This window comes from Chitinophaga niabensis, from assembly GCF_900129465.1.
Lineage (GTDB): Bacteria > Bacteroidota > Bacteroidia > Chitinophagales > Chitinophagaceae > Chitinophaga > Chitinophaga niabensis.
The window spans coordinates 248,029-274,275 of the sequence record NZ_FSRA01000001.1; the positions used below are offsets into that span (position 1 = coordinate 248,029).

At 45.9% G+C, this 26,247-nt stretch carries 20 protein-coding genes and 1 tRNA gene; 7 read left to right on the forward strand and 14 right to left on the reverse strand.

Annotation, left to right across the window (positions count from 1 at the left end; all coding sequences use genetic code 11):
- Positions 1 to 11: 11 nt before the first annotated feature.
- Positions 12 to 2,141 carry an outer membrane beta-barrel family protein gene (locus tag BUR42_RS01070; protein ID WP_074237327.1) on the forward strand — a complete coding sequence of 710 codons (2,130 nt, stop codon included), beginning with the start codon at positions 12 to 14 and terminating at the stop codon, positions 2,139 to 2,141.
- A gap of 26 nt (positions 2,142 to 2,167) precedes the next feature.
- A complete protein-coding gene (locus tag BUR42_RS01075; RefSeq protein ID WP_074237328.1) occupies positions 2,168 to 2,728 on the forward strand; it encodes a dihydrofolate reductase family protein in 561 nt (186 codons plus the stop codon).
- Between the two features lie 131 nt (positions 2,729 to 2,859).
- On the opposite strand, the gene BUR42_RS01080 is transcribed toward BUR42_RS01075, so the two are convergent.
- A complete protein-coding gene (locus tag BUR42_RS01080; RefSeq protein ID WP_074237329.1) occupies positions 2,860 to 3,609 on the reverse strand; it encodes a DUF8192 domain-containing protein in 750 nt (249 codons plus the stop codon).
- Positions 3,610 to 3,794: 185 nt separating this feature from the next.
- Between BUR42_RS01080 and BUR42_RS01085 the strand changes: the two genes are divergently transcribed.
- Positions 3,795 to 6,380: a DUF7133 domain-containing protein gene (locus BUR42_RS01085; protein ID WP_074237330.1), complete on the forward strand. Its 2,586-nt coding sequence runs from the start codon at positions 3,795 to 3,797 to the stop codon at positions 6,378 to 6,380.
- Between the two features lie 48 nt (positions 6,381 to 6,428).
- On the opposite strand, the gene BUR42_RS01090 is transcribed toward BUR42_RS01085, so the two are convergent.
- The 3 genes from BUR42_RS01090 to BUR42_RS01100 form a co-directional block, all read right to left on the reverse strand.
- Entirely contained in the window at positions 6,429 to 8,624 is a 2,196-nt protein-coding gene (locus BUR42_RS01090; RefSeq protein WP_074237331.1) for an alpha-L-fucosidase, read from the reverse strand.
- 99 nt (positions 8,625 to 8,723) lie between these two features.
- On the reverse strand, positions 8,724 to 9,839 hold the full coding sequence (locus tag BUR42_RS01095) for a glycoside hydrolase family 43 protein (RefSeq protein WP_074237332.1): 1,116 nt from the start codon (positions 9,837 to 9,839) through the stop codon (positions 8,724 to 8,726).
- A gap of 73 nt (positions 9,840 to 9,912) precedes the next feature.
- Positions 9,913 to 11,142 carry an MFS transporter gene (locus tag BUR42_RS01100; RefSeq protein WP_074237333.1) on the reverse strand — a complete coding sequence of 410 codons (1,230 nt, stop codon included), beginning with the start codon at positions 11,140 to 11,142 and terminating at the stop codon, positions 9,913 to 9,915.
- 112 nt (positions 11,143 to 11,254) lie between these two features.
- Here BUR42_RS01100 and BUR42_RS01105 point away from each other — a divergent pair, with 112 nt between their 5' ends.
- Positions 11,255 to 11,863, forward strand: a complete 609-nt coding sequence (locus BUR42_RS01105; protein ID WP_074237334.1) for a hypothetical protein — start codon at positions 11,255 to 11,257, stop codon at positions 11,861 to 11,863.
- A gap of 55 nt (positions 11,864 to 11,918) precedes the next feature.
- On the opposite strand, the gene BUR42_RS01110 is transcribed toward BUR42_RS01105, so the two are convergent.
- Both BUR42_RS01110 and BUR42_RS01115 read right to left on the reverse strand, forming a co-directional pair.
- A complete protein-coding gene (locus tag BUR42_RS01110) occupies positions 11,919 to 13,067 on the reverse strand; it encodes an FAD-dependent oxidoreductase (protein WP_074237335.1) in 1,149 nt (382 codons plus the stop codon).
- Positions 13,068 to 13,076: 9 nt separating this feature from the next.
- Positions 13,077 to 13,826: a helix-turn-helix domain-containing protein gene (locus BUR42_RS01115; protein ID WP_074237336.1), complete on the reverse strand. Its 750-nt coding sequence runs from the start codon at positions 13,824 to 13,826 to the stop codon at positions 13,077 to 13,079.
- A gap of 41 nt (positions 13,827 to 13,867) precedes the next feature.
- On the opposite strand from BUR42_RS01115, the gene BUR42_RS01120 reads away from it, so the two are divergent.
- Positions 13,868 to 14,332 carry a GNAT family N-acetyltransferase gene (locus BUR42_RS01120; protein WP_074237337.1) on the forward strand — a complete coding sequence of 155 codons (465 nt, stop codon included), beginning with the start codon at positions 13,868 to 13,870 and terminating at the stop codon, positions 14,330 to 14,332.
- 168 nt (positions 14,333 to 14,500) lie between these two features.
- Here the strand turns inward: BUR42_RS01120 and BUR42_RS01125 are convergent, their stop codons facing one another.
- From BUR42_RS01125 to BUR42_RS01145, 5 genes are all read right to left on the reverse strand, one after another.
- Positions 14,501 to 16,063, reverse strand: a complete 1,563-nt coding sequence (locus BUR42_RS01125; protein ID WP_159442189.1) for a S41 family peptidase — start codon at positions 16,061 to 16,063, stop codon at positions 14,501 to 14,503.
- Between the two features lie 173 nt (positions 16,064 to 16,236).
- Complete coding sequence (locus BUR42_RS01130) at positions 16,237 to 17,553, reverse strand: DUF3108 domain-containing protein (protein ID WP_143197293.1); 1,317 nt, start codon at positions 17,551 to 17,553, stop codon at positions 16,237 to 16,239.
- A gap of 79 nt (positions 17,554 to 17,632) precedes the next feature.
- Positions 17,633 to 19,894: a tetratricopeptide repeat protein gene (locus BUR42_RS01135; protein WP_074237340.1), complete on the reverse strand. Its 2,262-nt coding sequence runs from the start codon at positions 19,892 to 19,894 to the stop codon at positions 17,633 to 17,635.
- 176 nt (positions 19,895 to 20,070) lie between these two features.
- Positions 20,071 to 20,541, reverse strand: coding sequence for a hypothetical protein (locus tag BUR42_RS01140; protein WP_074237341.1), 471 nt, complete (start codon positions 20,539 to 20,541; stop codon positions 20,071 to 20,073).
- Complete coding sequence (locus BUR42_RS01145) at positions 20,538 to 20,885, reverse strand: hypothetical protein (protein WP_074237342.1); 348 nt, start codon at positions 20,883 to 20,885, stop codon at positions 20,538 to 20,540. The genes BUR42_RS01140 and BUR42_RS01145 overlap by 4 nt, the downstream gene beginning before the upstream one ends.
- A gap of 131 nt (positions 20,886 to 21,016) precedes the next feature.
- Here BUR42_RS01145 and BUR42_RS01150 point away from each other — a divergent pair, with 131 nt between their 5' ends.
- The gene (locus tag BUR42_RS01150) at positions 21,017 to 21,838 is read left to right on the forward strand and encodes an AraC family transcriptional regulator (RefSeq protein ID WP_074237343.1); all 822 of its coding nucleotides are present in this window, start codon (positions 21,017 to 21,019) and stop codon (positions 21,836 to 21,838) included.
- Positions 21,839 to 21,906: 68 nt separating this feature from the next.
- Positions 21,907 to 22,275, forward strand: coding sequence for a VOC family protein (locus tag BUR42_RS01155; RefSeq protein ID WP_074237344.1), 369 nt, complete (start codon positions 21,907 to 21,909; stop codon positions 22,273 to 22,275).
- A gap of 56 nt (positions 22,276 to 22,331) precedes the next feature.
- Here the strand turns inward: BUR42_RS01155 and BUR42_RS01160 are convergent, their stop codons facing one another.
- The 3 genes from BUR42_RS01160 to BUR42_RS01170 form a co-directional block, all read right to left on the reverse strand.
- The gene (locus BUR42_RS01160) at positions 22,332 to 24,116 is read right to left on the reverse strand and encodes a DUF4091 domain-containing protein (RefSeq protein ID WP_074237345.1); all 1,785 of its coding nucleotides are present in this window, start codon (positions 24,114 to 24,116) and stop codon (positions 22,332 to 22,334) included.
- Between the two features lie 140 nt (positions 24,117 to 24,256).
- Positions 24,257 to 24,340: transfer RNA gene (locus tag BUR42_RS01165), tRNA-Leu, on the reverse strand.
- A 118-nt stretch (positions 24,341 to 24,458) separates the two neighbouring features.
- Positions 24,459 to 26,138: a C25 family cysteine peptidase gene (locus BUR42_RS01170; RefSeq protein ID WP_074237346.1), complete on the reverse strand. Its 1,680-nt coding sequence runs from the start codon at positions 26,136 to 26,138 to the stop codon at positions 24,459 to 24,461.
- Positions 26,139 to 26,247 lie beyond the last annotated feature (109 nt).

The following is a 26,247-nucleotide window of genomic DNA, read 5'->3' on the forward strand; positions in this document are numbered from 1 at the left end:
AGTTTTATTGTATGAAAACAGCCGTGACCATACTGTTCATTATATGCATGCAGGGGGCAGTGGCTCAAAAGAAAGATACTGTCAGAACATTAAAGGAAGTTCAGATAACCGGCCAGCCACCTATGGTCACCAGGAAGGCAGACCGTTATATTGTACATATTGAAAACAGCGCCCTGGCCAATGGGTATAGTGCCCTGGATGTACTGCAAAAATCCCCGGGCCTCTGGGTAAGTTCTGATGGCAATATCCGTATCACCGGCAACCAGTCTGTAACTGTTATGATCAATGATATCGTGCAGCGCATGACAGGCCTGGAGTTATCTGAATATCTGAAAACCCTGCGCTCGGAAGATATCAGTAAAATTGAAGTGATCGCCAATCCCCCTTCTGAATATGAAGCCGCCTCCACGGGCGGTATTGTGCATATCATCCTGAAAAAAGCAAGGAAACAGGGCATAACAGGCACGCTCAATGCCCAATACAAACAGCAGGGTAAAAAACCTTATGCCGGCGCCGGCGCTTCATTGGATTATAAAATGAAGAAGTGGTACATCTTCGGCGGATATAATTACGTAAAGGATAACAGCTTTTATACCGGGAGAACGGCTACCAATTATCCTGATAAAAGTTATATCTATAATTTTAACACCAGGGATAATAACAATGCACGGCAGCAATACCGGGTTGGTATTGTATACGACCTCTCCTCCGCACATACGGTGAACATACAGCACAATGGTAATAACAGTCAGTTGCTGCAGCGGTTCAATTCCACTTTAACTTATCAGCGGCCCATAGATACGGTAACAGGTATAGCTAATACAGACTGGATCAGAAAGCCCCGGTTCAGCAGCACTACTTTCAGTTACGCATGGACGATCGATACCATTGGTTCTTCCCTGAAAGTAATTGGAGATTATGCCCGCAGCAGTAAGGAAGAATCCAATACACTCATTTCTGCCTACAGTGATCCTGCTATGAGCAATGGTTTTCGCACCATAACACCCAGCACTACAGATATGTACAGTGCGCAGGCAGATTATACGCAGGGCCTTCGTGGAAAATCCCTGGTAAGAACAGGGATCAAATATGTACAGGTGAACCGGCACAATACCATCGTCGCGGAAAACGAAGCAACAGGTAACTGGGTAAAGAATCCCTCGCGCAGTGATGATTTTCTATATGATGAACAGCTGCTGATGTTCTATGGCTCTTTTGAAAAGCAGATCCATCGTACCAGCCTGAAGGCTGGTTTGCGTGGAGAACAAACCAATTCCAAAGGGTATTCCCTCATTTCCGGAGAAACCATCCGGCAGAATTATTTTGGCTGGTACCCTTCTTTGTTCATCGATCATACGCTGGATGAGCAGAAGGGAAATTCCATCCACTTTAATTATGCAAGACGTGTAAGAAGACCAGCTTACAACGATCTGAATCCTTACCGCCTGCAGGTGAATGATTTTGCTGTGCTGACAGGCAACCCAAATTTGCAACCCCAATCTACGAATAGCATTCAGGCAGGTTATACCTGGCGCCAGAAGTACACGGCAGACCTATATTTTAAATCTTCCACTAATTATATAGCGCAAACTGCCCGCACTATTGAGGAACGCGTGATCGAGCACATGTCAAAGAATTTTCCGGGGAACACGGAATTTGGTTTGTCTTTGAGTGGGCCGCTCACCATTCTGAAGAACTGGCGTACAGATAACGGCTTACTGCTATATCGTGCTACCGCTGATTTAGATGAGGTACGGATCTCCCGTACCTCTATTTCTCTCAAAACTTTCCACACCTATGAATGGAAAAAAGTAGCGGACATTGATCTGTATGTGGAGTACAATTCACCCTATACCACCGCCAATTCAAAGATGTTTCATGTGTTTTTTACGGATATAGGTTTTTCCAGGAAAGTATTAAAGAACAAAGGCCGGCTGCGGCTGAGCTTTACAGATATCTTCAATACTTTCCGGGAGCAGAACCTGACGGAGTATAATAATACCATTATCAATTTTTACCAGAAAAGGCCAACCAGAACAGCAGCTGTTTCTTTTGTGTGGAGTTTTAGTGCAGGCAAGGAGTTTATGAAAAAGCGGATAGATGCCAATAATTCGGATGAGAAGAGCCGGATGGGGAATTAAGGCATATTTGTTGTGATAACCCCGGCATGAGAAAGGTAGTTTTAAACCTGGCCATTTCACTGGATGGTCTGATAGAAGGCCCCAATGGGGAACTGGACTGGCTGGTCCGGGACGAAAGTGTTTCTTATGCTGATGTGCTGCAGGAGATCCTGGCTGATAAGGATATTATCTTTTATGGCAGGAAAAGTTATGAGAAATGGGGAAATGTGCAGCCGGAGAAAGATGCGGATGCTTCTCTGAAAGAAGCTTACAAACTCCTGCACAGCAAAAAGAAATATGTTTTCTCCAAAACGGTCAAAGGTGATGATACTAATGCTGTTTTCATTAGTTCCAACATTAAGGAAAGAGTGGAGGAAATAAAGCAACAGCCGGGGAGGGACATCTGGTTGTACGGCGGAAGTAATCTTATTACCACCTTCCTTAACCTCAACCTTATTGATGTTTTCAGGCTGGCGGTGCATCCTGTTGTTTTAGGTCAGGGGAAACCCTTATTTAAGGATATAAAGGACCGGCATAAGTTGAAATTGCTGGATGTGAAAGGTTACTACAGCTCAGGGATTATACTGGAGAGTTACGCCTTACAATAATGGTTTTGTTGGATGTTCCGGTGATACCCGATCCTGGAAAAGAAAATCGCCGCCATTGGCACCGACAGAGAACAGGAGGTCATTGCTTACTGCCGGTAGTTAGCGACAGAGGATTTGTATATCCTCAACATTCATGGCGCTAAGGTACCGCTTTTACGCAATTCCCTGATGAGGATACTTAAGGGCAGTCCTCTTTTATTCTGGTATTGAATGATCACATCGTATCCGCCTGATTCCTCTTTTTGCTGTGGTGTGAGTACGTAAGGGTATTCAGCCATGGAAAATCCCCATTGGTTTAATTGGGTTATAATACGTTCAAGATATTGGGATATCGTTCGCTGTTCAATTTGATCTCCCTTCACTTCGAAGATGGCCATCTTTTTGCCTGTAAAATCAAAGGGGGCTTTGTGGTGTATGTCGTATTTGTAGAGTTCGTTAAAGAATATGGCATTGGGTGTATTCAGCACCGGGTTGTTATCTTTTCCTGCATCTGCCGGGATCTGTGGATACCGGTTATAGCTGTCTTTCACAACAGTTCCCCTTTTAAGCCTTTTGAATTTTCCTTTTATTTTTTTAGCGGCCAGCACAACAATGGCATCATAACCATTGGTGCGGGCCTTTTCTGAGGAATCCAGCACATGAAGGCGGAAGAGATAATTTTCAGATGCCATCCTGAAGAAATCATTCTTTTTCAATCGGAAAGTGTACTTCCCGATACCCCAATATCCACCTGATGTTAATTCCATGAACCCGATGTGTTTTCCATCGAAACTAAACCCTTCTGCTTTGAACTTTGTGTTCAGCCAGGCAGCCTCATCGGGGGTAAGCTTTGGGTTATTGTCTGATAATGCTAAAAGGAGGTAAAGGATAATCGTTTTCATAATAGTAAATATAGGGTAATGTAAAGGATGAGGAAAGCCGGTTCCATGAACGGATCTTTCTTATCTGACCCCTGGCATTCTGCCACTCCCAAAAAAAATCCCTCCTGAAAATTAATTTTTTCTATTTTGACAGGCTCTTTTGATAAGCATTTGGTGGTACCACATTAATTTAACAGCAGATACAAATGAAGAAAATTTCTCTTAGTCTGATCTACGTCTTTACAGTATTTATTAGCGCAAGCGCTCAACGTTCTTCTACTAACCCACCAGAATTAACGATCACCAGGTTTTCCGGTCCTGATGTAACGCCCAGCCCGGCCTGCCTTGCAGTTGCGCCAACCGGCGAAGTGTATGTAGGTGTGGATATGATCGGCTCCCTGGGTAAAGATCCCGGGAAAGGCCGGATCCTCAAGCTGATCGACAAGGACAATGATGGCAAAATGGATGAACACATCGACTTTGCAGAGGTGGATAATCCCCGCGGCATCCTGGTGCTGGGCAAACAGGTTTTTGTATTGCACACCACCTTCTCCAAAGAAACCAAAAAAGCCACAGGTATGGCTTTAGTAGTTTTTGAAGATAAGGATGGGGATGGCAAAGCAGACGGTGCGCCCAAACCACTCGTTGAAAACCTTAGTAATACCAAATATATCCAGGAACGTGGCACAGACCATGCCACCAACGGCATCAGGATGGGTATTGATGGCTGGATCTATATCTCCGTAGGGGATTTTGGATTCCACAATGCTACAGACCGTTCCGGAAAGAAACTGACCATGCTGGGCGGAGGGGTTGTAAGGGTACGCCCTGATGGCACCGAAATGGAGATCTTCACCCATGGGACCCGTAACGTATATGATGTAGCCATTGACCCTTACATGAACGTTTTTACCAGGGAAAATACCAATGACGGAGGCGGATGGAATGTACGTTTCTCTCATCATATCCAATCCGGAGAATATGGTTACCCCGTATTGTTCCAGCATTTTACAGATGAAATATTGCCTGCTTTGGTGGACGTTGGCGGAGGCTCCGGCACAGGTGCCTTATTTATGTCCGAACCCAACTGGCCTGAGAAATACAATAACGTTCCCATGATGGCAGACTGGGGACGCAGTATGCTTTACATTCACAGGGTAACACCTGATGGCCCTACTTTCACACAAAAGGAAGAAGAGTTTATTCAACTCGCTCAGATCACAGACCTGGATGTCGATGGTTCCGGCAGGCTTTTCCTGTCTGCATGGGATGGCGCAGGTTATTCCGGCAGTGCGAGTAAAGGTTATGTGATCCGTGCAGTGCCTAACGACTGGACCTATAAAGCATTCCCGGACCTGGCAAAAGCTTCCGTTGAAGAACTCGCGGGCTTGCTTAGATCAGCCAGCGCAGTGGCCCGTTTGAATGCTTCCCAGGAACTGATTGCCCGTGGTGATAAGCAAGCCGCATTGGCTATCGCTTCTGATGTTACATTGCCATTATATACCCGCATCGCAGGTATTTATACATATGCGCAGGCAGCAGGAGCTGAAGGTATCCCTGCATTAACAGCATTTACAAAAGATGCTGCTGTGAGGGAATACGCTTTGCGTGCTTTGGCTGATCGTAAAGGGACCCTTAGCAATGTTTCTGAAGAGCCTTTCCTGGAAGGCCTTAAAGATACTTCATCACGTGTGCGCGCTGCTGCCATTATCGGGCTGGGACGTTTAGGGCGTATTGATGCAGCTACTGCATTGTTGCAAACCCCCGTCCCTGCATCATTTGTGGAGCCTGCTAAAGATGTGGAAGGCCCGCACGCAACACCTAATTCTGCTATCGTATTACCCCACCTGGCTGTACAGGCACTTGTTAGTATGCATGCCGTAGATGCAGCTGTAGCAGGGATCAATGGTAAAAATTCAGCACTCGCATTATGGACGCTGCGTTATATGCACGATCAGAAAGCGGTGAGTGGTTTGATAGCTGCCTACACGGTATCGAAAGATGCAAAGTTGAAAAAGCAGATCATTACCACGTTAGCACGTCTCTATAAAAAGGAGGCTGATTATGATGCATCCTGGTGGTGGGGTACAAGGCCTGATTCACATGGCCCTTATTACAAAGCCGTGCTTTGGGAAGGATCACCTGCCATTGAAAAATTCCTGCAGAAAGAAGCGCTGAAAGTACCTGCACAGAAACAATATTTCAGGGACCTCGATGCGCGTCACCGGATGGATATTGCTGCCTTCGCTCCTCTGAAAAAGGCCGAGCCGGTTGCTTCGAAAGAACCTAAAGTAGATCTCGAGAAGATCAAAAATAAAAAAGGCCAGGTAGGTAAAGCGTCTATCGAAGACGTTTTGATAGCCGTTAATAATTTAAAAGGAGATCCGGCGAAAGGGAAATTATTGTTTACCGCTCAGGGCTGTGTTGCCTGCCATAGTATCAACAAAGGAGAGAAAATGAAAGGTCCTTTTATGGGACAGATCGGATCCATTATGAACAGGGAGCAGATCACAGAATCTATTCTGAAACCTAACGCCTCTATCTCACAAGGATTTTCTACAGTAACGATCACCGCGAAAGGTGGTAAATCCTATATGGGTTTTGTTACGGAAGAAACTGCGGCCAGGGTTGTTTTGAGGGATATTGGCGGGAATGTGTACACGGTGAAAGCATCTGATATACTAAGCCGTAAGGAAATGAAAACGTCCATGATGCCACCGGGCCTTGCGAATGCTTTGTCGTACGAGGAGCTTGCGTCGCTGGTTACCTTCCTGGCACAGCAGAAGAAATAAAAATTAAAAAAGGCTTGTATTGATTACAAGCCTTTTTTAATTGTGCCACTATTCAAAGAAATCCAGTTCTGCAATAGTTAACGACCGGCTGCCGCCTGCTATTGCTGTCGCTTCTATTTTAACATACTTCGCTGAAACCGGTGTTTGGAAATAATAATATCGGATAGAGGGATCATTAATGAGGTTCCCGAACATAAAATCCCCTGCCTGTTTCCATTGTTGCCCATCGTTGCTCACCATTATCTTTCCTTTCTCCATCATCCCTTCTGCATTTACAGTTTGCGGTGTATAAGCAAAGCCCTTCAGCTGATGCTGCGCACCCAGGTTGATGATGATATTGTGGGAGGTGCTATCCGCAGATTGCCAGAACGTTTTGGTGTTGGCATCAAATGCTGCGGTAGCTGGCCGCCGGTTGCGCTCACTGCTGAAGTTCACCAGTTTCCAGTTTTGTTTGGCAAGGCCTATTGCCTGGCTAAATACATCGCTTTTTTCTTCCCCCTGTACGGAAATTGCCTTCACTTCACCAGGCTGCATGCGGAACGGTCCCGCATATTTTGTAGCGGGTGCGCTGCCATCGGTGCTGTAGTAAATGTCGAAACTGGCAGCAAGGTTTTTTACCGCATTTTCGCCATGAGGTTTCCAGTTAAATTCCTGTTGTAAAGGTTCAATATTTATCATGCCATCGGCAGACTGCGTGATCGACAACTGTGGCGGGCGGCTTTTGAAGTAATGTGCGGAAATGTGACTGATAGCCGGTGCCAGGCGGGAAGCTGTGATACGCAACCTGAAGCGGCTTGCCGTTATATCAGGGAAGCGCAGGATGCGTTTGTAACCAATGTTCGCGGAGTGTGCAATTTCTTTCCATTCTCCGTTTATCCATGCATCTACCGCATGTTTTTCCACGCGTTCACTCTGTGTACGCACAGCTTCCTGCAGCATGATGCGGTTAATGGTTACCGGGGCTGGAGTTGAAATTTCGATGGTGCCGGTTTCTGCCTTTAATTGGAATGCTGTTCCGGCGTTGCCATCCAGCATAGCCTGCGGACCTTTTGCGCCTTTGAACAGGTTGCTGCCATAAGTGGCTTTTATCCTGCGGCCGGTTTCCAGCAGTACAGCAGAATCTGCGGGAGAGAAGCGTCCACTGCGGTTGGGAGGTATATTCAGCAGGAAGGTGGAATTGCCGCCTACTGAACGTTCGTAAATATCAAACACATCATCTGCACTGCGTACTTTTTGCCGGGTATCATCCCGGTAAAACCAGCCTTCCCGGATGGAAGTATTGGTTTCTGCCTGCTGGTAATGGAGGAATGCAGCATGCAATAATTCGGAGCGCTGGCCCAGGGAGTCCTTCGTCATGTCCGGAAAGTGTGTGGCCGTATTGGGATTGGAGGAATAAGGGATGATATTCCATTCCTCTGCCCGCGTTTTACCAGATTCGTTACCACACCAGCGTATATCTTCCTTTCCGAAGATCACAGCCTTCGGGGCCAGGGTATGGATCAGCTTTTTCCAGGCGGTATAATTATACTGCTGGCCGCCTTTGGTTTTAGGATGTGCGCCATCGAACCACACTTCGTGTACAGGCCCATATTCCGTGAGCAGTTCAAAAAGCTGGTTGAGGAAATATTCATTGTAGTCGTCTACCTCAAACTCAAAAGTGGTTTTGTTGGCAAACGGACGGCCCGGAACAGCTCTCGGGATAGTTCTTTTCGTATACCTGCTAAGGTTGCCATACAGGCCCTGAGGGTTTTCAATCTGGAACAGATCTGCCGGTGAAAGGTAGATGCCCAGCTTCAATCCGTATTTTTTGCAGGAGGCAGAAAGGTTACGAAGTATATCGCCTTTCCCGTTTTGGAACGGGGTACTCATGATGCCGTGCTGTGTATAACGGCTCTGCCAGAGCACAAAGCCATCGTGGTGTTTAACAGTAAGGATCACCATTTTCATGCCTGCTGCTTTCATAGCCGCGCACCATTGATCAGTATCGAGGGTTTGCAGGGCAAAAATGGAAGGATCTTCCTTACCATTGCCCCACTCCATCCGCGTAAAAGTATTCGGGCCGAAATGTATAAATGCTATAAACTCATTTTGCAGTGCTGCGTACTGGTTGGCAGTGGGCACTACATGTGCTGCCTTGCGGATGACCTCTTCCGGCGAAGCATTGGCCGGCACTGCTATGGTAGATTGCTGGGCGTGGGCATGCAATGTGATGCCCACGAATAAAATTAATAATGACCTTTTCATACGAAATAAATAAAGAGTATCCCTAAAGATACGTGCTGAATTCCTTCGTGGTCGCAATTGTTAATATAGTGGCTGATTTAGTTAAAATACCGGCATTGGCTATTTGCCTGCAGGTATTGCCTGTGGTGCAGTAGTTGGCCCTTCTACAATAAGTTTTCCGTCTTTTAAGATCTTCATCCTGTCAATGAAAACCACCCGTTTGTCGCCTGTGGCGGAGGTGCGGGCATGATAGACGCAGAACATCTCCTTCCCGTCAGGTGAGTAAGTGATGCTGTTATGGCCTGTTCCCGTTACTATGCCGCCGTTTTTCTGCAGAACAGGATTGTTGGCTGCTTTTTTAAAAGGGCCCAGCGGGCTTTTAGAAGTGGCATAACCCACAGCATAGTTCCTGCCGCCGAAATAATTGGCAGAGTACATCATATAGTAGGTATCTCCTTTTTTGAAGATAACAGACCCTTCCGTCCACCTGCGATTCACTTCTTTCGACGTAACAGAGCGGCTTTCCCACTCTGCCTGTTTATCGCTCATTTTTACAGGAGGACGTAAACACAACACCGGCTCACCTATTACGCCGCTGAAATCAGGTTTTAATTCAACGCCGTATACCCAGCTTTCCTCTATCTTGTCAAACCATCCCTTTTCTTTTGCCCATGTGGCTACTTCGCTCTCCACCTCATGTTTGTAACAGCAGCGGGAGTAGTATAAGTAGATTTTTCCGCTTTTATCGAAAAGTACATTGGCATCAATAATAGGGTAGCCGGGATCAAAAATGGGTTTGGTATCCAGGTCTGTAAATGGCCCTGTGGGATGATCTGCCACGGCTACACCAACACGAAAGTTCTCGAGTTCTTTCGTAGGATTTTCTTTCCATTGTGCACTGTAGAAGATGTAAAATTTGCCTTTGTATTCATACACTTCAGGTGCCCAGTATGCTCCGCCCCATGCAGCAGTAGAATCACTCCAGCCGTTCCTGTTGCCGGCATGCCATACCTGGCCTTCGTTTTTCCAGTTCACCAGGTCGGTTGAGGAATAAGCGGCAAATCCGTTTTTGGCACCACCGGTTCCGTACATATAATATTTGTCGCCTTTTACATGCAGCACATAAGGGTCTCCAAATTCTACCGCCAGCGGGTTCTGGTAGGTGTTCTGTGCGTTAGTATCCTGTGAGAACATGAGCAGGAAGAGCCCTGCCAGGATCTTTGTAGTTCGTTTCATGGGTTCAATTTAGTGATAAAAATAAACCCACTCAGGGAGCGGGTTTATTTTTTTTGATGCGTGGCCTTTAGCATTAATGCCCGGCTACGGCACCTTCTGTTTTATTTTTTCTTTGCCAGATAAATAGTACAATAAACAGTACGATCAGGATGGCAGGGAATATAGTGATCTTTGCCAGTGTTTCCTGTCCTGCAGTGAGTGTTAATGCATCTCCGGTCAATCCTTTTGCTGCACTTTCTGCAGTAGCCTTATCGATCCATCTGCCGATGATGGGTTGGAAGATGGATGTAGAGAACATCCCTACACCTCCAATGATGGACATACCTAAAGCTCCGCTCAATGGAACTCTCTGTGCTACCGCTCCAACCATGGTTGGCCAGAAATAACAAACGCCTATGGCAAAACATATAGCCGCCAGGTATACCAGCGGGCCTGTTACTGTACTGAACAGGTAAATGCCGATGGTGGCAAAAATAGCTGAACCCAGCAGTACACCTGTTTGTCCTAGTTTTGCTACAGCGGGGCCTGCAAAATATCTGCCTACAGCCATTAAACCAGTAACCAATGCCAGGATGAGCATTGGGCTGGCACCGCTGCTGGCCATAATAAGGCCTACCCATTGCTGCGGGCCGAATTCTGTTATCGCCGTAAGTGCCATGCAGCAGAACAGGAATATATAGAGGGGAGATATCATGGCTTTGAGGTTCTCTGACAATGAAGCAGCTCCTTCTACCTGTGCTTTAGGGAAAGTTTTGCCATAGAACAGGAAAGCATATATAACAGTGGGGATCATGAGTACCCACATTTGCAGCTGCCAGCTTAAATGAGCATCGGTCATGAATTTGGAGATCAGGCTGCCGATCACGATACCTCCGGGGAACCACATATGGAACCTGTTCAGCATTTTGTTCATTTTCACGCCGGACCAGAGATCTGCGATCATGGGGTTACAGGCGGCCTCTGTACACCCGTTCCCGAAACCGATGAACAGCGTGGAAATAAGGAGACCGGCATAACCCGTGGCATAAATAGTGAGTATAATTCCTAAGGTATGGGCCACAAATGCCACCCGCATGATATTCCTGGGGCCAAAACTGTGGTATACCAACCCGCCTATGATCATGGAAATAGGGAATCCCAGGAACCACATGGAATTGATGAAACCCAGTTCTTCGGCTGTCAGGTTGAACTGCTGGCCGAGCTGGGGCAGGATGCCTGCTCTGATGGCAAAGGTGAAGGCAGTTGTGATGAGGGCAAAACAACTACCGTTGAAAAGTGCGCTTTTGTTAACGTCGTTAGTCATAAACGTGAGATTGTAGATTCTGACTAAAATAGTAAATTTTTTTTATGCAAGGGGAGTATTTTAAAAGATAGGCGTTTTGCCTGTTTCCTGATTTTGAATACCTTGCCTTATTATGGATCCAGTTAGAATCAGGGAAGCCTATACCCGGATGAATGATGCCGAAATACTGACCTTTCTGAAAGAAGAAGGGCTAAAGCTCAGTGGAGATGCTTTTCTTATTTTGAGAGAGGAACTTAAGAAGCGAAACATGGGGGCAGATCAACTTGCAGCAATTGAACATGAAATTATTCTAAGGGCCAGTATCAATAAAGAGCGGGCTGCCGATCAGTTGAATAATGATCTTTATGCAGATGCGATTGCATTTGCTTTTTCACAAAAGGAGAAGGGAAGCAGGGATTATGATATTTATGTCGGACTTATAGAAAAAGGAATAAATGAGGAATACTCAAATATAATTGTAAACAGGCTGGATGAAGGGGCTAAGAACTTAATAGAGGATGCCAGAACCGGGATCATAACCGGTTGGGTGATATCGATACTCGGAGTGGCAGCAATTCTTGTAACGATCGAAATAAAGTATTTTTCTTTCCTGGGAATTATGTTACTGCTGAGTGGAATTCTTACGATAATAGCGTCTTCGAGAAAAAGGAGCAGGTATGAAAAGGTACTGGAGAATATCAAACTGGAAGAGCAAAACCGAAAAGGCCAAACTACCTTATAATAGAAAACGAATATCCTTTTCTCTATAAGATAGCAACCCCCAATATAAATTGGTATCAGTGTCCCTCAAAAAAGCGCAACATTGTATTTAAAGCATCTTCCGAGTGCATACGCTCCCCGTTTTCAAGTGATTCTTTTGCCATAATGGCGGCCCTTTTGCGCATATTGACTTCATACCTGGCTATGGCATCCTGTTCTCCGGATGTTAAATATTCACTCAGTTCCAGGGCATCCAGCATGGCCATGTTCACTCCTTCTCCTGCAAAAGGTGGCATTACATGAGCGGCGTCACCCAGCATGGTTACGTTGGGCAGGGATTTCCAGGTTTGATCTAAGGGCATGCAATATATGGGCCTTGGGATAAATGGTGTTACCGCATTTTCGAACAGTTCGTACCAAATGCTGCTCCATTCCGGGTAGTCCCTTTTGAACCAGGCCAACATTTGGGCATTATCCGTATAATCCAGGCCGTTATCTTTTGCCCAGTTTTCATCCGTTTTGAAGCTCGCATAAAAGCCTATTTCCCCATTGCCTTTTTGTCCCATTAAAATATCCTTCTTATTTCCAAAGGCCATGATCTTGCCGCCTCTGAGCAATGCCGCAATCTGAGGTGTGCTGTTTGCTGCGTCATAGACATTTCCCTCCAGCATGGTAATTCCCGAGTAAAAAGGTTTGATATCGGTGATGTACGGGCGGATCTTAGAATTGGCGCCATCCGCAGCGATCACAAGATCTGCATAGGCTGATGTGCCGTTTTTGAAATGCAGCAGCCAGCCCTCTTTTTGTGCTTCCATGGAAAGGAAATGATTGTTCCAAACCACCGTTCCCGGCTGCAGGGATGCTAATAAGATCTTTCTTAATACACCACGGTCTATTTCCGGGCGAAAGTGCTCATAGCCAAAGTTTTCTTCCGGTTTGGTTTCGTGGTCGCTGTGAAAGATTTCGGCCTGCTCATTGGTGATAGTCAGCCTGTCCGCACCAGGCATGTAATTCTTCTTAAACTCATTTAAAAGACCAGCTTTAATGATAGCCGCCAGTCCGGACTCATCATGCAGGTCCAGCGGCGAACCCTGTACACGGGCATCTTTGTTCAGATCCCGTTCATAGACTTTTATGTTTGCACCTTTGAGCTGTAAAAGCCTTGCTAATGTAAGCCCGCCGGGGCCGCCGCCAACGATGGCGATCTCTTTATTCTGTAATAACATGCAGCAAAGCTACTTCTGCTTTAGAACGGATAATAGTACAAATCGGTCGTTTTTGTTTCTGAAAAGTTCTTTCGGCACTACGCCGGAGAATTTCTTTATTTCTTTGATGAAATGGTTTTGGTCTGCGAAGTTCAGTTCAGGGAAGAGTTTTCCCTGCGCAATATGTTCCAGCGATGCCCTGAAGCGCAGGATCTTGCAGAATGCTTTTAAAGAAAGGCCGAATTGCTGGTTGAAATAGCGGTTCATCTGTCTGCTGCTCCAGAATACCTTTTCCGAAAGTTCCTTGATGGTCATTTCGCCGTTGCTTGAATAGATTAATTCGAAAAGTTTTCGTTTTCGTTCATCGATCTCTTTTGGTACTGCGATCTTTTGGTGCGCTTTCTTATAGAATGCATCAAAGTCCTTCAGATCATCCGCACTGAAATCCCAAAAATCATTGGGCAGCTCTTTGGCGCTGTTTAAAAAACCGGCGATAGGGGTGGGGAGGATATATTCAACTGCAAGGGGTTTAAAGCTAATGGAGAAAGTGAGCGTTTGGGGGAGAACGGTTCTTTGCTCAGGTTCGGTTTCCAGGCCCATCAGTAAAACATGGAAAGGCTCCGTGAGAGATTGCGTGAAAAACAGATCTATCCTTCCATCAGGGATTACAATAACCTCTTTTGCTTCATCTGTAGGGTTATGAAACATCCCGATGTTTTCTACAAAGTCAGCTACGGATTTGTCCGGTTCGATGAATTTATAATAGAAATGATTGTTCATTGTCTTTACAAGTTACTTTATATTGGTTTAATTTCGCTGTTATGAGTACCGTTATCACAAGACCTGCTGCTTTTAATGATCTTCCCGTTCTGGCTGAATTCTTACAGTTGTTGGTGAATGCTGAAAGACCTTTTGATGTGACCTTACAGGAGGGGGATCTTATTTATTATGACCTCAAAGAATTGATGGAACGGGATAATTCCGAACTGCTGGTACTGGAGGTGGATGGTAAGCTGGTTGGCTGTGGTTATGCACAGATCCGGCCTGCAAAACCTTACCTGATATATAAAGAATATGCTCATCTTGGATTTATGTACGTGTTGCCTGAATATAGGGGGCAGGGGTTGAATCAGCAATTGATAGAAGGGCTGAAGACGTGGGTGAAATCCAAGGGGGTTAAAGAAGTAAGGCTGGAAGTTTATACGGAGAATAATGCTGCAGTGAGGGCGTATGAGAAGGCGGGGTTTAAGCAGATCCTGACTGAGATGCGATATGAACTTGAATAAAATAAAGTTGGCAGGGTTGGCAGGCAACAGAACCGGCTGCTGTCTTCTTGTGCCCCGGATCAGGGAAATATTTATTGAATAGTGGATTTTCAGTTAAGTTCGAAGCGATCCGGTAGAGGGGACTGTGTGTTCTACCGGATTTTGTTTAAGCGACCATTGTGGAATGAACTATTTCCTGCCCGATATTAACTGAACAGCTGCCTGCAGCTCTGTATCCAATCCCTTACGCACATCACTAACAGTAGGGCTCACTACCTTATCAGGCTGAATCCCCACACCCACAAACTCCGTCCCATCCCCCAGCATATCGCGTTTCGTACAGATCCGCGCAGTACCATTACCCGGCAACGTAATCAACATCGGTTGCCCGGAACTTCCACCGGTAGCTTCTCCTATTACCACCCCGCGTTTCATTGTTTTAAAAGCCGCTACAAAATCTTCCGCAGCAGAAAATGTACGCGCACTGGTTAATACGATCACCTGGCCGGTGTAGGGTTGCTGTTTACCTGGCATAAACCAGTTCCTGTTTAGGTCCGGTTGTTGATTACGGCCCCATGCCCGGTAAGTAGGTTTATAGTCTCTTGTATAGGAAGTATGCACCAGGGCAGGTTGATCTACAAAATACCGGAGAATAGCCCATCCCACAGACGTATTGCCACCCCCGTTATTTCTCACATCAAAAATAACCGCTTTTGCTTTGGATATCTCTTCATACTTCGCAGCGAAGGCAGTAGCCGCAGAATCATTACCAAAAGTATTGAGTGCAACATAAGCAATATTGCCAGGTAACAGGCGGTACTCAAAAGCCGGCACCTGTAAAGCAGCTGAACGTTCAGCGGGTTTAACCCGTGCGATAGTCTGTTCGCTCACTTTACCGGAGGCATCCCGGACCTGCAACCTTATTGGCTCATGCAAAGCACCTGCAAACAGGGCATAATCGTAGCCACGTACTATTTTATCCTGCCTGGTAGAACTGCTCTGGTAAGGCGTCACATAACGGGCAGCATACTCTTTCACGGGAATGCCGTTTACCTGCAACACCTCCTGCCCAACCTTAAGAGCAAGCGCTTTATCGTATACACCGATCACCACCACCTTCTCTTCAATCAACCTGGTGCGAACCAGCGGCCTTGCATATACGGAGTCGGTAAGGGCCGGAGGCATATACACATTGGTATGGCCATCGCGCAGGGCAGCTGCCATTTCAGACAGCAGCTGATAATATTCTTTGGTAGAAGTAGAAAGCCGCACTTTAGGCAAATAAGTGAAATAGAGCGAATCGATGTTCACCTCCGGTGCCACATCAAAGTTCACGAAGTTGTATTTAACCTCAGACCAGAATTTAGACAAACCGGCTATTTTCTCATTCTCTGAAATATTGGATTGATAAGGTGTATTAAACTGCTCCGATTCCCAAAAGGATTTTTGGTTGAAGAAAGTACGGGCTGTTTTTTGCTGCCTTAAGCGATTTCCTTCCATCTCCTTGAGCATAGGGGCCCAACGTGGATCGGCATGCAGGGAGAGCAGGTCTTCGTCCTTCTCCGTATTAGAAGTGTTGGAATAACCTTCTTCAATAGCTTTATCAAGATACCGGAAGGCCAGTGAAGCCTTACCGGCAAGCGCGAAATAACAGGCGGTATTATAATGGGATATTTCGAAATCACCGCCGGCTAATTTGCTCAATAAATTCTCAGCCGGCGTTTGTGCCCTGGTTACTGAGGCTTGCAGCATAAGAATGCCAAGGAGGATTTTGTGTAGGATGCGCATAAAACTTTGTATTCTTTATAAAGACGAACGCCTATACGGAAAGTTGCACCAAATTACCTGAAATGTCACAAATTAAAAGGGGATAGAAGTAAAAAGCCCGCTCTCAGAGCGGGCTTCAATAATATCTAAACGAAAATTCAGAGGGTCTTCTTCAACTTTATATCCACTTTTTCCCCTTCTTTTTTGATAGTTATCACCTTTTTGATAGTGGCGGCGGCATTGCCATTGTAGGCGTTGGAAGTTGTATGGGTAGCTGTACCCTGGTACAGCCCGTTTATGTAGGTATCCGTATAGCCAGTTACTTCGGACCGTATGGAAGTATGCACATATCCAAACTCTGTATAGACCATATAGTCTCCGGGCATCAGGTTTACGAATTCAAAATGGCCTTTATCGTCATAAACAGTTGTTACCTTCATACATTCGGCCACATCCGCCGGAAGTGGAATGGCCCTTCCTTTTTTCCTGGATGCCTCATTCAGTTTCATCCATTCCTTAAAGAATTCTGTATAAGGTATCAGCACGATCTGCGTGCCTGCCCGGGCATATTGTTTCTTATTGATATTGACTACAGCTATTCCCCCAAGTGCCCCTTCGTTCTGGTTATCCCTTGCAAAAGCTTCTCCGCTGATAACAGCACTGCCGGATTTCAATAGTTTTAAAGTGGCGGCCTTGTCAAAGGTACTTTTGAAAGGATTATAATCTGTTTCTTTATCCACCATCAGAATATGCTGCCCCTTGGCGAAAACCTCCACTTTCCATAACCTGCGGGTTTCTTTATCAATATAATATTCAGACTTTTCATCGGTGGCCTCCTCATAAACGCTCACCTGCCAGCTTTTGTGCTCACCTGTCAGCTCACTGACATGCAGGCTGTTCTTCACTTCCTGGATGAGTGTTTTCTTGATATTAGTGGTATTTGAGGGTTTATAATCGTATACAGTCATGTCCGCATTATACCCTGAAGAAAGCGGGAGTAACCCAAGTAAATAGGGATAGCTGTAATTGTCGAAAAAAGCTTCTTTTACAGGTTCCTTTATGGTATTTCTTTTCTTGGTGTGTTTGTCATAATGATAGCCTGTGATCTCCTTATCGTATTTCAGCACCATCTCCCTGTTCCTGCTAAAGGATGAACGATAGACGGGTTTGAAGGTATTTCCATCTACTATACTGGTATCCAGCCATTGATCATCAGAACCGGGCACTTTCAAAGTAGTGTAAATAGACAAAGGGCCGCTGCTGGTATTAATTTCAAATATAAACGTACTGATTTCTGTCTTATTTCCTGCTCCATCCAGGGAATAACAAGCCATTTCATATGTCCCGTTTTTCAGCCATTTTTTATCAAAGGAATTGTCTCCTGGTTTGATCACTGTCTGCGCTTTGCACAATGTTGTGGCAGCCATGAGGACTGTAAATAGTATCCGGGAAGGGTGTGGTTTTCTGATTATCATATTACCAAAGTTACCTTATAACTGTTTTTACCTTACTACAGTAAAACCATGAATTATTTTCTACTGGTTTTCCTGTATATTATTTCTTCTTTAAAAATGAAAATAATCCACCTGATTTCCATTCCTTTTTCCGGCTCAGTGCATCTTCATTGTTCGGCGCCATTCCAAGTACAACATCCACCGTTCCGATAGCAGCCTTTTTTTCTCCGGTTGCCATGCACGCATCCGCATAATGTAATGCGGTGGCAAAACATGTATCGTCCCATTTCCAGCCATTATCGTTGTAACAGGTAATGGCATCCCAGGCATAGGTCTTGCATTCTTCCCATTGCTGCAACATGGCACTGCATTTTGCCAGGTGCATATTGGCGTCACATATACTTACACGGCCACTCTCGTCCGCAGGATCACATCCCTTCAATACCATAATCAGCTCAGCCTTAGCCTGCCCATATTTTTCAATCCGCAGATAAGAAACGCCGCGCATGAAATGTACTTTTAGCAAAGACTCGGGTTTTATTGCCTCCGCTTTTACTGACAGATAATTGTTGGCGCAGGCAATGCACTGCTGATAGTCTTTCAGCTGGAAGTAGTTTTGCATCAGCATATACCAGGCTGAATTATCATCAGGGTGTTTTTCCAGTTGTTCCTGCCAGGCTCTCACGGCATCTTCTATACTGCCGCCGCTAAGCAGATCATGCCGGGCATTCTGTACAGTAATATACCGCTCACTCAAAATGAAGCGCTCTTCTGCTGAAAGACCAGAGCCGTGTTCAGCGATAAAATCATTGTATTCCTCTTCCGTACGCTGTAAAAGGGCTGTCAGTTCTTCGGTACGGCCGAGATTTGACAAGGCGGTCAGGATCTCTCCCTTTAACTCGATATAGTCTGCAAAGTCCAGATATTGCCCGCCATCATCCAGGGCACGGGCAAATGCTGCGATGGCCTCTTCGTACTTTCCCAAAAGCATCAGGGCGGTTCCAAGACTGTTGGATTGTTCCCAGAAAGGAGATATGGAATACCCCAGCCTATGTACATCAGCAGCCTTGTCGTAAGTTCCGCCATCCGTCAGCGCAATACCGTAATTGTTGCAGCACATGGCGAAAATATGGCTTTCGCTGAACCCGGCTTTTCCGTTGTTATTGTAGAAATAATCGTAGAAACCATCATAAGACATACGGTAGAAGCCGGTCCTGATCTTCAGCAGCTCCGGTGCAATGGGAGTACCGGCCAGCGACGCCTCAAATTCGTTGAAATTAACGCCTGCGTTGTAATAGAACATCGGAAGGTCTTCAGGCCATTTTGTGATAAGGGGTAGTTCCCCATTTACATGGTACGCTGTTTCAATGTAGCGCTGTAACCCGATGGCAGTGCCTCCCAGTTCAAGGCTTTTTGCGAGGTATGGCAGCGCGGCTTCGTAGTTTTCAGCATCATATAATGCGGCGCCGGCATAGTGCCAGGCCCAGAACCAATCCGGGTACATTTGTATATATTGCCGGGCAAAGCTCAGCAATTCGGTGGTATCCGCACCAACTGCATCCGCAAAGATCCGCTGCCCAATGAACATGGCTTTCACCAGCGATGGATGGTGAATGCCCTTTTTATTGAGTGCTTCCATCAGATGGTAAAGCGTGAGCCGCTCATTTCCGGGATCCGGACTGTCAGTAAAAAAGGCCAGGACTGCGGCCTCTCCGCCTGTCTCGTAATCTCCCTGGTCCAGCGCAACTTCTGCTATCCGGCAATATGCGCTGAAATCTGCGTGCCCGTGTTTCAGTACTTCCCGGAAGGCTTCCAGTGCTTTGCTGTGGTCCGCAAAATTCTCCAGGTGGATAATTCCCTTCCTGAAATAAAGATCGCCGGATTCCTGATCCAGGGCGGGCAGATTGTTTTGATGAATTTCCCTGATCAGTTCCGCCAGTGTTTCAAGATCTTTCAGTACCAGATCGAATTTACCAGTCAGGGAATAGGCCTCCTGGCGGTAACGAAGTGCATTCGCCCGCGTTATTGGATTGGCGGAAGTAAGCAACCGGCTGCAATAGCCGATAGCTGCAGGAAGATCTCCCTGTGTGATGAAGATGTTGATATAGGCCGCAAAGGTCATCGCTTCCTCATGTGAAGGGGAAAGGGAAAGCACTTCTTCAAAACAATTGGCAGCAAAAGTGAAGTTTGCTTCATTGCCGGATTGGATTTCATTCAGGGCAACCTGGTACAGGCACTTGCCCTTCAGCAATAAAGCGGTTGTATCGTGGGTGTTAAAAAGCAGCAGCAGATTTAGTTCTTCCAGGCATTGCTTATAATTTCCCTGTTCGTAAAGCGATTGTAATTGTTCTGAGTCCAGCATGGTGTTGGGTTAAAGTTCATCGGGCAATGGATGGTCCAGGCCCATAAAACCCCAAATATATCATTTCATAAGCATATTCATGAGTACCCTCACTTCCAAAGGTCATTCCAAGGTCGCAGATGCTACTGCCTGGCCTTCACCATCTGTCCCCGCAGAATAATGAAGCGCCTGAATTATTAGCTGAACATATCGGCAACTTCCTGGGGATATAAGATCCCCTTTTCTACCTTAAGAAGAATACCTCTCTGGTTATCGTTAAACTGTGAATAATGAAGGGAAACCGTATCGCCTGCCTCAACCGGGAAAGTAATATTGGCATAGGTCAGCTCAAATCTTTCCTGGCCCATGTAGATGAACGTTCCGTCCCCGGGCGGCTCTTTTAAGGTGATCTTGCCGGTTAGTATAGTTTTGGGATTACTTAATGACAACTCATTTTTCTTAATGCTGGAGAAGGCAAATAAATTATAGCAAACCACAAGGGTCAGGGAGATGAGAAAGTACCATATCCCAAAGAAAAATACAACGGCTAAAATTGGTATCAGTATAAAATTCGCCTGGTAATAAGGTTTTATCGCCTTTTTAATTACCTGTTTATCGGCTTCTGTTAAAGGCAGAAGGGTGGTGGTATAATAATTATCTGCTTTCATAGTCCAACGCGTTGTTTAGCAAATAACAATACTGCAATGATAATGATCGAAAATATTGTTCCAATGGGCAGATACCATAGTGATAGTATACACACCAGCATTCCCGGTATATAGGCCCGGGGTTGATTGGCCCATATACTATAAACCCACATCAGCCAAAGCAGGCCAAAGGTGATAAACAGGGGCCCCAGCTTAAAAACGTTGACGTTAAGTTTATAAAAGAGATTTGCCCAGGGACCCGGTTTTTCCGGGCCAATAAATTTCCCTCTAACTATCACAAAAATTCCATCAAGCAGCATATAGCCACCATTCAAAAGTCCAAGGATCGTTATTAGTATTTTCATATAGGTTAAAGATCGGGAAAGTTCTTTAAAGTGCCCGGAACCGGATTCGAATCAGTGCGATCCCTTTACATAAGCCACATATGGCGCAGCCTCAAGCTTTTTTGTTATATTTAAAAACGCAGAACTAACCAATGAACTATCAAACATTCGACCCGCACCCGGACCTGAAATCCCTCATAAAATGCTATTGGACCCTGGAAGTTCCCTCAGATGAAAGCGCCGGGAGGCAACGCATCATCCCCGATGGTTGCATTGAACTGGCATTCATCCTCGGAGACGATATCAAACGATACACCTCCAACGATGAATATATTCTTCAGCCCAGGGCAATGGTACTTGGCCAGACTATCGAGCCCTTTTATATCGAACCAACAGGTTATGTCAATTCCTTTGCCGTCCGTTTTTACCCTTACGGTTTCGCAAATTTTGTAACAACACCCATAAAAAACCTGGCAAACAAAGAAACCCCTATAGACCTGTTATTCGGGAAAAAGTCCGCGAAAGTGTTAACACAAAAGATCATTCAGGCAACAGATACAAAAGAACGAATTGAAATAGCAGAAGCCTTCCTGCTGGAAAAACTCAACAGTAAAGCAACCATAGACAATATCGTAAAAGCCACGATTGACGCACTTTTATCTACAAAAGGGAACGTTCCGGTAAATGCCATCCTCAAAGGTGATCCATCAAAAAGGAGGCAGCTTGAAAGGAGGTTTGTAAAATTAATTGGCATTAGCCCCAAGCAACTGGGCAAGATCATCAGATTGCAGACTGCTTTAAAAATACTCCTTAACAGGCAATCTGAAAGCCTGACGCAAATAGCTTACACCAGCGAATATTACGACCAGGCCCACTTTATCAGGGACTTTAAAGAATTTACAGGCGTAAGCCCCAAAGATTTCCTAGAAGACAGTGAAATGTTACTGTCCGCTGCCATCTTCGAAAAAGATTGACTGTCGCATTTGTACAATTTTCTGCTATTAAAGCCCGGTAATTTTGCCTGTAATAAATACAGGAAAGCATGAAGAACTTAGTTTCAATAATAGAAATTCCGGTGGAGGATTTCTCCAGGGCAGTAGCTTTTTATCAGGCAATTTTAGGGGTTAGCATTGAAGAAACAGAGATGGCCGGTGTGCAAATGGGCCTATTGCCAGGTGATGCTGAAACTGTAAATGTAGTATTGGCAAAAGGAACTGATTACAAGCCAACAACAGATGGTGCAGTTCTTTATTTAAATGGAGGGAATGATTTACAATCTACCCTGGACAAAGTAGCAGCCAATGGGGGAGAGATCATCGTCCCAAAAACAGAGATCAGTCCTGAAATGGGCTTCTTTGCCCTCTTTTTTGATACCGAAGGAAATAAGCTGGGACTCCATTCCCGCAACTAAAGCAAAAAGCCTTGTAAAAGTTAATTTACAAGGCTTTTGATTGTACATAACATATTTTATTTCGCTACCGATACTGAAATATCATTCAATAGTTTTTTGGCTGCATTGAGATCGTCGTTCCAGCCATCATGACGTTTGTTGTTGTTCAGTTTCGCGATAGCAGCATTCAGCGCATTAAGCTGCGTCTTGTCCTGCTTTTGTTCCAGCAGTTTTTTCACAACCCGTACTTTTTCGTAATCCTGGATGCCTTCCAGCAAACGCTCATAACGGATGGAGCTGCGCGCCTGCGGATACACGATATAAGTATCGCCGGCCGGCCATGTCCGGAAACGGGAATCTACCAGCGGATTTTCCACCCATGAATTGAATGCCCAGCGTAATACGCCGTTATAGCCTGCGGCCATTGCATACCAGCCCATGTATGCAGACTCTGCCGGGTCCGAGAAGGTGAACTGATTAGGGAAATTGTTGCCGCAATACACATAAAACGTGGTGTTAAGGCCCCTGGCGGTACGGTCTGTCAGATCTTTTGTGCTAATGGGATGTTGAACGGCCGTGCTTACATCACGACTGTTAGGATAACGCTGGTAAGTTTTCTGATTGTCGGCGTAGGATACGCTCAGCATGGGCGATGCTTTTTCGATCAGCGCAAAAGCCAGTCCCATTTCCTCCTTGTTCCGTTCATCGAGTGCAATATTGGTGATCTCCAGCCAACCTTTCTGCTGCAGGTGTTTTACGAAATCTTTCAGGAAAGGTTCCCACATTTCAGTGAACGATGGTGTGCCGGGTTTGGCCATCACATTTACGAACTTGCCGGTGGCAGCATCTTTATAATGAATTTCATTGTTCCAGGGCACGATGGAGTAGCAATTGATCATTTTCTTAATCCCGAGGTCCATCATAAAAGAAACCCATTTATCGAACACCTTGTAGTCGTAAGACCAGCTGCCATTCTTTTCCTTCGTCCAGATGATCATGTCTTCGTAAGGGTCTAATGTTTGCACATGCCATGGATCTTTATTGAGGGTGGTGGTGATTACTTTCTGGCCCAGTTTTGCCAGCATGCGCATTTGTGGCTCCATGGCCCTGAAATGTTCATCGCTCCATACAGGCACATTGTTAACGCGGGCAATGGCTGAAGGGTGTTGCCACTGGTCGAGGTGGAACGTCCATGCTGAGGGGTCCGGAAGGATGTGATCTATTACGTCGAGGGTTAAATTCAATTCCTGCGTTTTGCCTTTCTGCGTGTTTACCTGCACTTTTGCGGTATAAGTGCCTTTTTCGGCAGTGCGGGGTATTTCCACGGTGATCCAAACGGGACGTACCTTTTTCTTTTCAAGGTTGAAGGAAGAAAGGTCATCGAGCAGGTCGGGTGACAGTGATGCGGGGAAATCACCAGGTTTGCGCCAGCCACATCCAGGTCCGTAAGTGTCTGTAATAATATATCGTTCGAAACGGGCGTATGCCACAGGGCCGAGTTTTTTACCGTTTGCAGCAGTTGGTTCGGATACCTGTACCTGTACACCGGAGATGGAATCAGTTGTCCAGAGTAAAAGTTGAGCAGACAGGCGTTCTCCTTTCCATCCTTTCAGTTGCACGGCTTTTTCTATGGAAATGCCGGGTGCTTCGGATTTAGCGAAACGTTTGTCGATCGAAACGAAGGAGGTGTGGAGGCCGGGTTTTACGGAAAGCCAGCTTTGCCCGTCGGATTTTACGGGATCGGGTGCTTCGGTAAAGGTTTGTCCCTTATCCCATAACAATTGCTGGGAAAATGTAGTCGTGGAAATGCTGGTGAATATACCCAGGCAAATGAATCTGTGGATCTGTCTTTTTGTAATCATGGTAGTTAAAAAGAGATGAGGGGAGGAAGTTACAAAAAGTTTTAAATTATTTCGAATACTTTCATTTGGAGGAACCCAATGCCTTAATTTCAAAATAAAAAGAGGACAAACCAGGATACATCCCGATTTGTCCTCTTTAGTGCCCAGAACTGGATTCGAACCAGCACATCCTTGCGAACGCTGCGACCTGAACACAGTGCGTCTACCAATTTCGCCATCTGGGCATCCTATTAAAGGACTGCAAAAGTAAAAGATTATTTCAAATTGCCAAATAAAAAAAGCAGCCACCTCGTCCGACGAGGGGCTGCCCTTTGTGTGTTCTCGGCTATATCTGAACTTTGCTCAAATTGTAAAACGGAAATAGCACCAGCAGCTCCAGTTGCAATACCTGTCACCGATCTTAGCTCTCACTCTCCATCTGCCGGGTTGTGCCCCCACAAAGTTGTGATTAAAGGAAGTACCGGTAATGTTGTGATACACCGCAAAGCTCCGGAAGCTCTGTGCTGCCCACTGTCCTGCATTCACAGCACCATAGGCATCTACTTCAAGGCTATAGGTAACACCAGGAATATTTACCGGTGCCCATTTGAACGTCATGCTGCGGGGATAGTGATTGAAAACGGAGCCCTCAGCAGGTTCCAGCGGGCGGGGTATTGCACCTTTCCACCAGGTGAGGGTAGGATCTCCCAGGATGCTCATGCCATAGAACCATTGTCTTTCTCCAAGATCGTGGTCAGTGCCGCGGGCTTTCCACCAGTCAACCATCGCATCGCCGATACATTTTCCTTTGCCGATAGGGTCGTAGAAGTCAGCAAAGAAAAGCATAGAGCCGGTTTTGGTGCTGCCTACTACGGTAAGGCCCATATTGGTTTCTCCACCGGCCTTGTCAAAGATGTACCAGCCGCCGAGGTAATCGTTTTCCGTGAAACGGGCAGTGCTGCAACAGAACAGGTTGTAGAAGTTGGCATTCGGGCAACGTTCATCGCGGAAATAAGCGCGGTCTATCCATTCTGTTGAGCCATCTGCACGGAAGGAATGCACATGCGGGGAAGAATGTGAGCAAAGCTGCACGAAAGAACGTGTTTTGTTCACTTCTGTTTTGTAAAGGTCCGCATCTGTGATGTCAGGATTCGTGTATTTGGTGATATAGGCAGCAGGTGTCATCAGGTCCATTTCGCAATCGTCGAAGCTGGTCCAGTCGTCTTCCACATAAGCGAGCGCCGAACGGGAATGGCCAAGGGACCCGAGACGGAAAAGGTGATTACGGTCGAAGTAATTATTGATAAGGGCAACGTCGTTACCATTCAGGGTAGGCGTCCATATGCGGCCCAGCCATATTTCAGGGGTTACATCTCCGCTTACGGAATTGTATTTGCCATCAGCATCAGAATCCGTCCAGGTGCCATTGGTGTCCATGTAAAAGAGATCGCAGGGGAACTCAGAGCTGGCGCCATGAAAATCGTCGCTCATTTCGAACCAGGCAACAGGGATAGCGCCTACCATTACTACGCCTGCAGGAGCTTTGGCCTTGATGTAGTTGCGGATGGTGGAAGGTTTGCCGCCTCTTACAACATGTACGGTGGCCCAGTAACCATCACGGCCAAGGTCCAGCACATAGCGCTCCACTTTTTCTTTTACCTGTGAATAGATATCATCATGTACCAGCACCAATACTTTGCCACGGGGGAAACGCAACCAGGTATATGTGTTCAGGTAGCTTTCGTTAGCAGGGTAAACAGGGCGTGGTTTTTCTTCGATAAGCGGCACCAGGTCCAGGAACCTTTTGTTGATGGTCAGGTACTCAGTGTAGGTTTTCAGTTTAATGTTGTTAGGGTCCATCATCTGCAGATTGCGTACGCTTTTATAAGCCTGCGCCAGTTTATAGTTGCGGCCTACAGCCTGCATATTGAAGAGGGTACGGTCTTGCAGCACCTGTGTACGGATGGTTTGCACATTGCTCACCGCTTGTTTTTCACCGGCTGCAATGGTAAAGCCGTTCAGTGGTTTTTTTTCAGTAGACATCTTCACTTTTTTTGAGGTTAAGTATAATTTGATGAAGCAAAGCTATACTCTTCATAAGGGTTTGAACAGGTAGCATTTACCTGAAAAGAGGCGTAGAAATACGCACGAT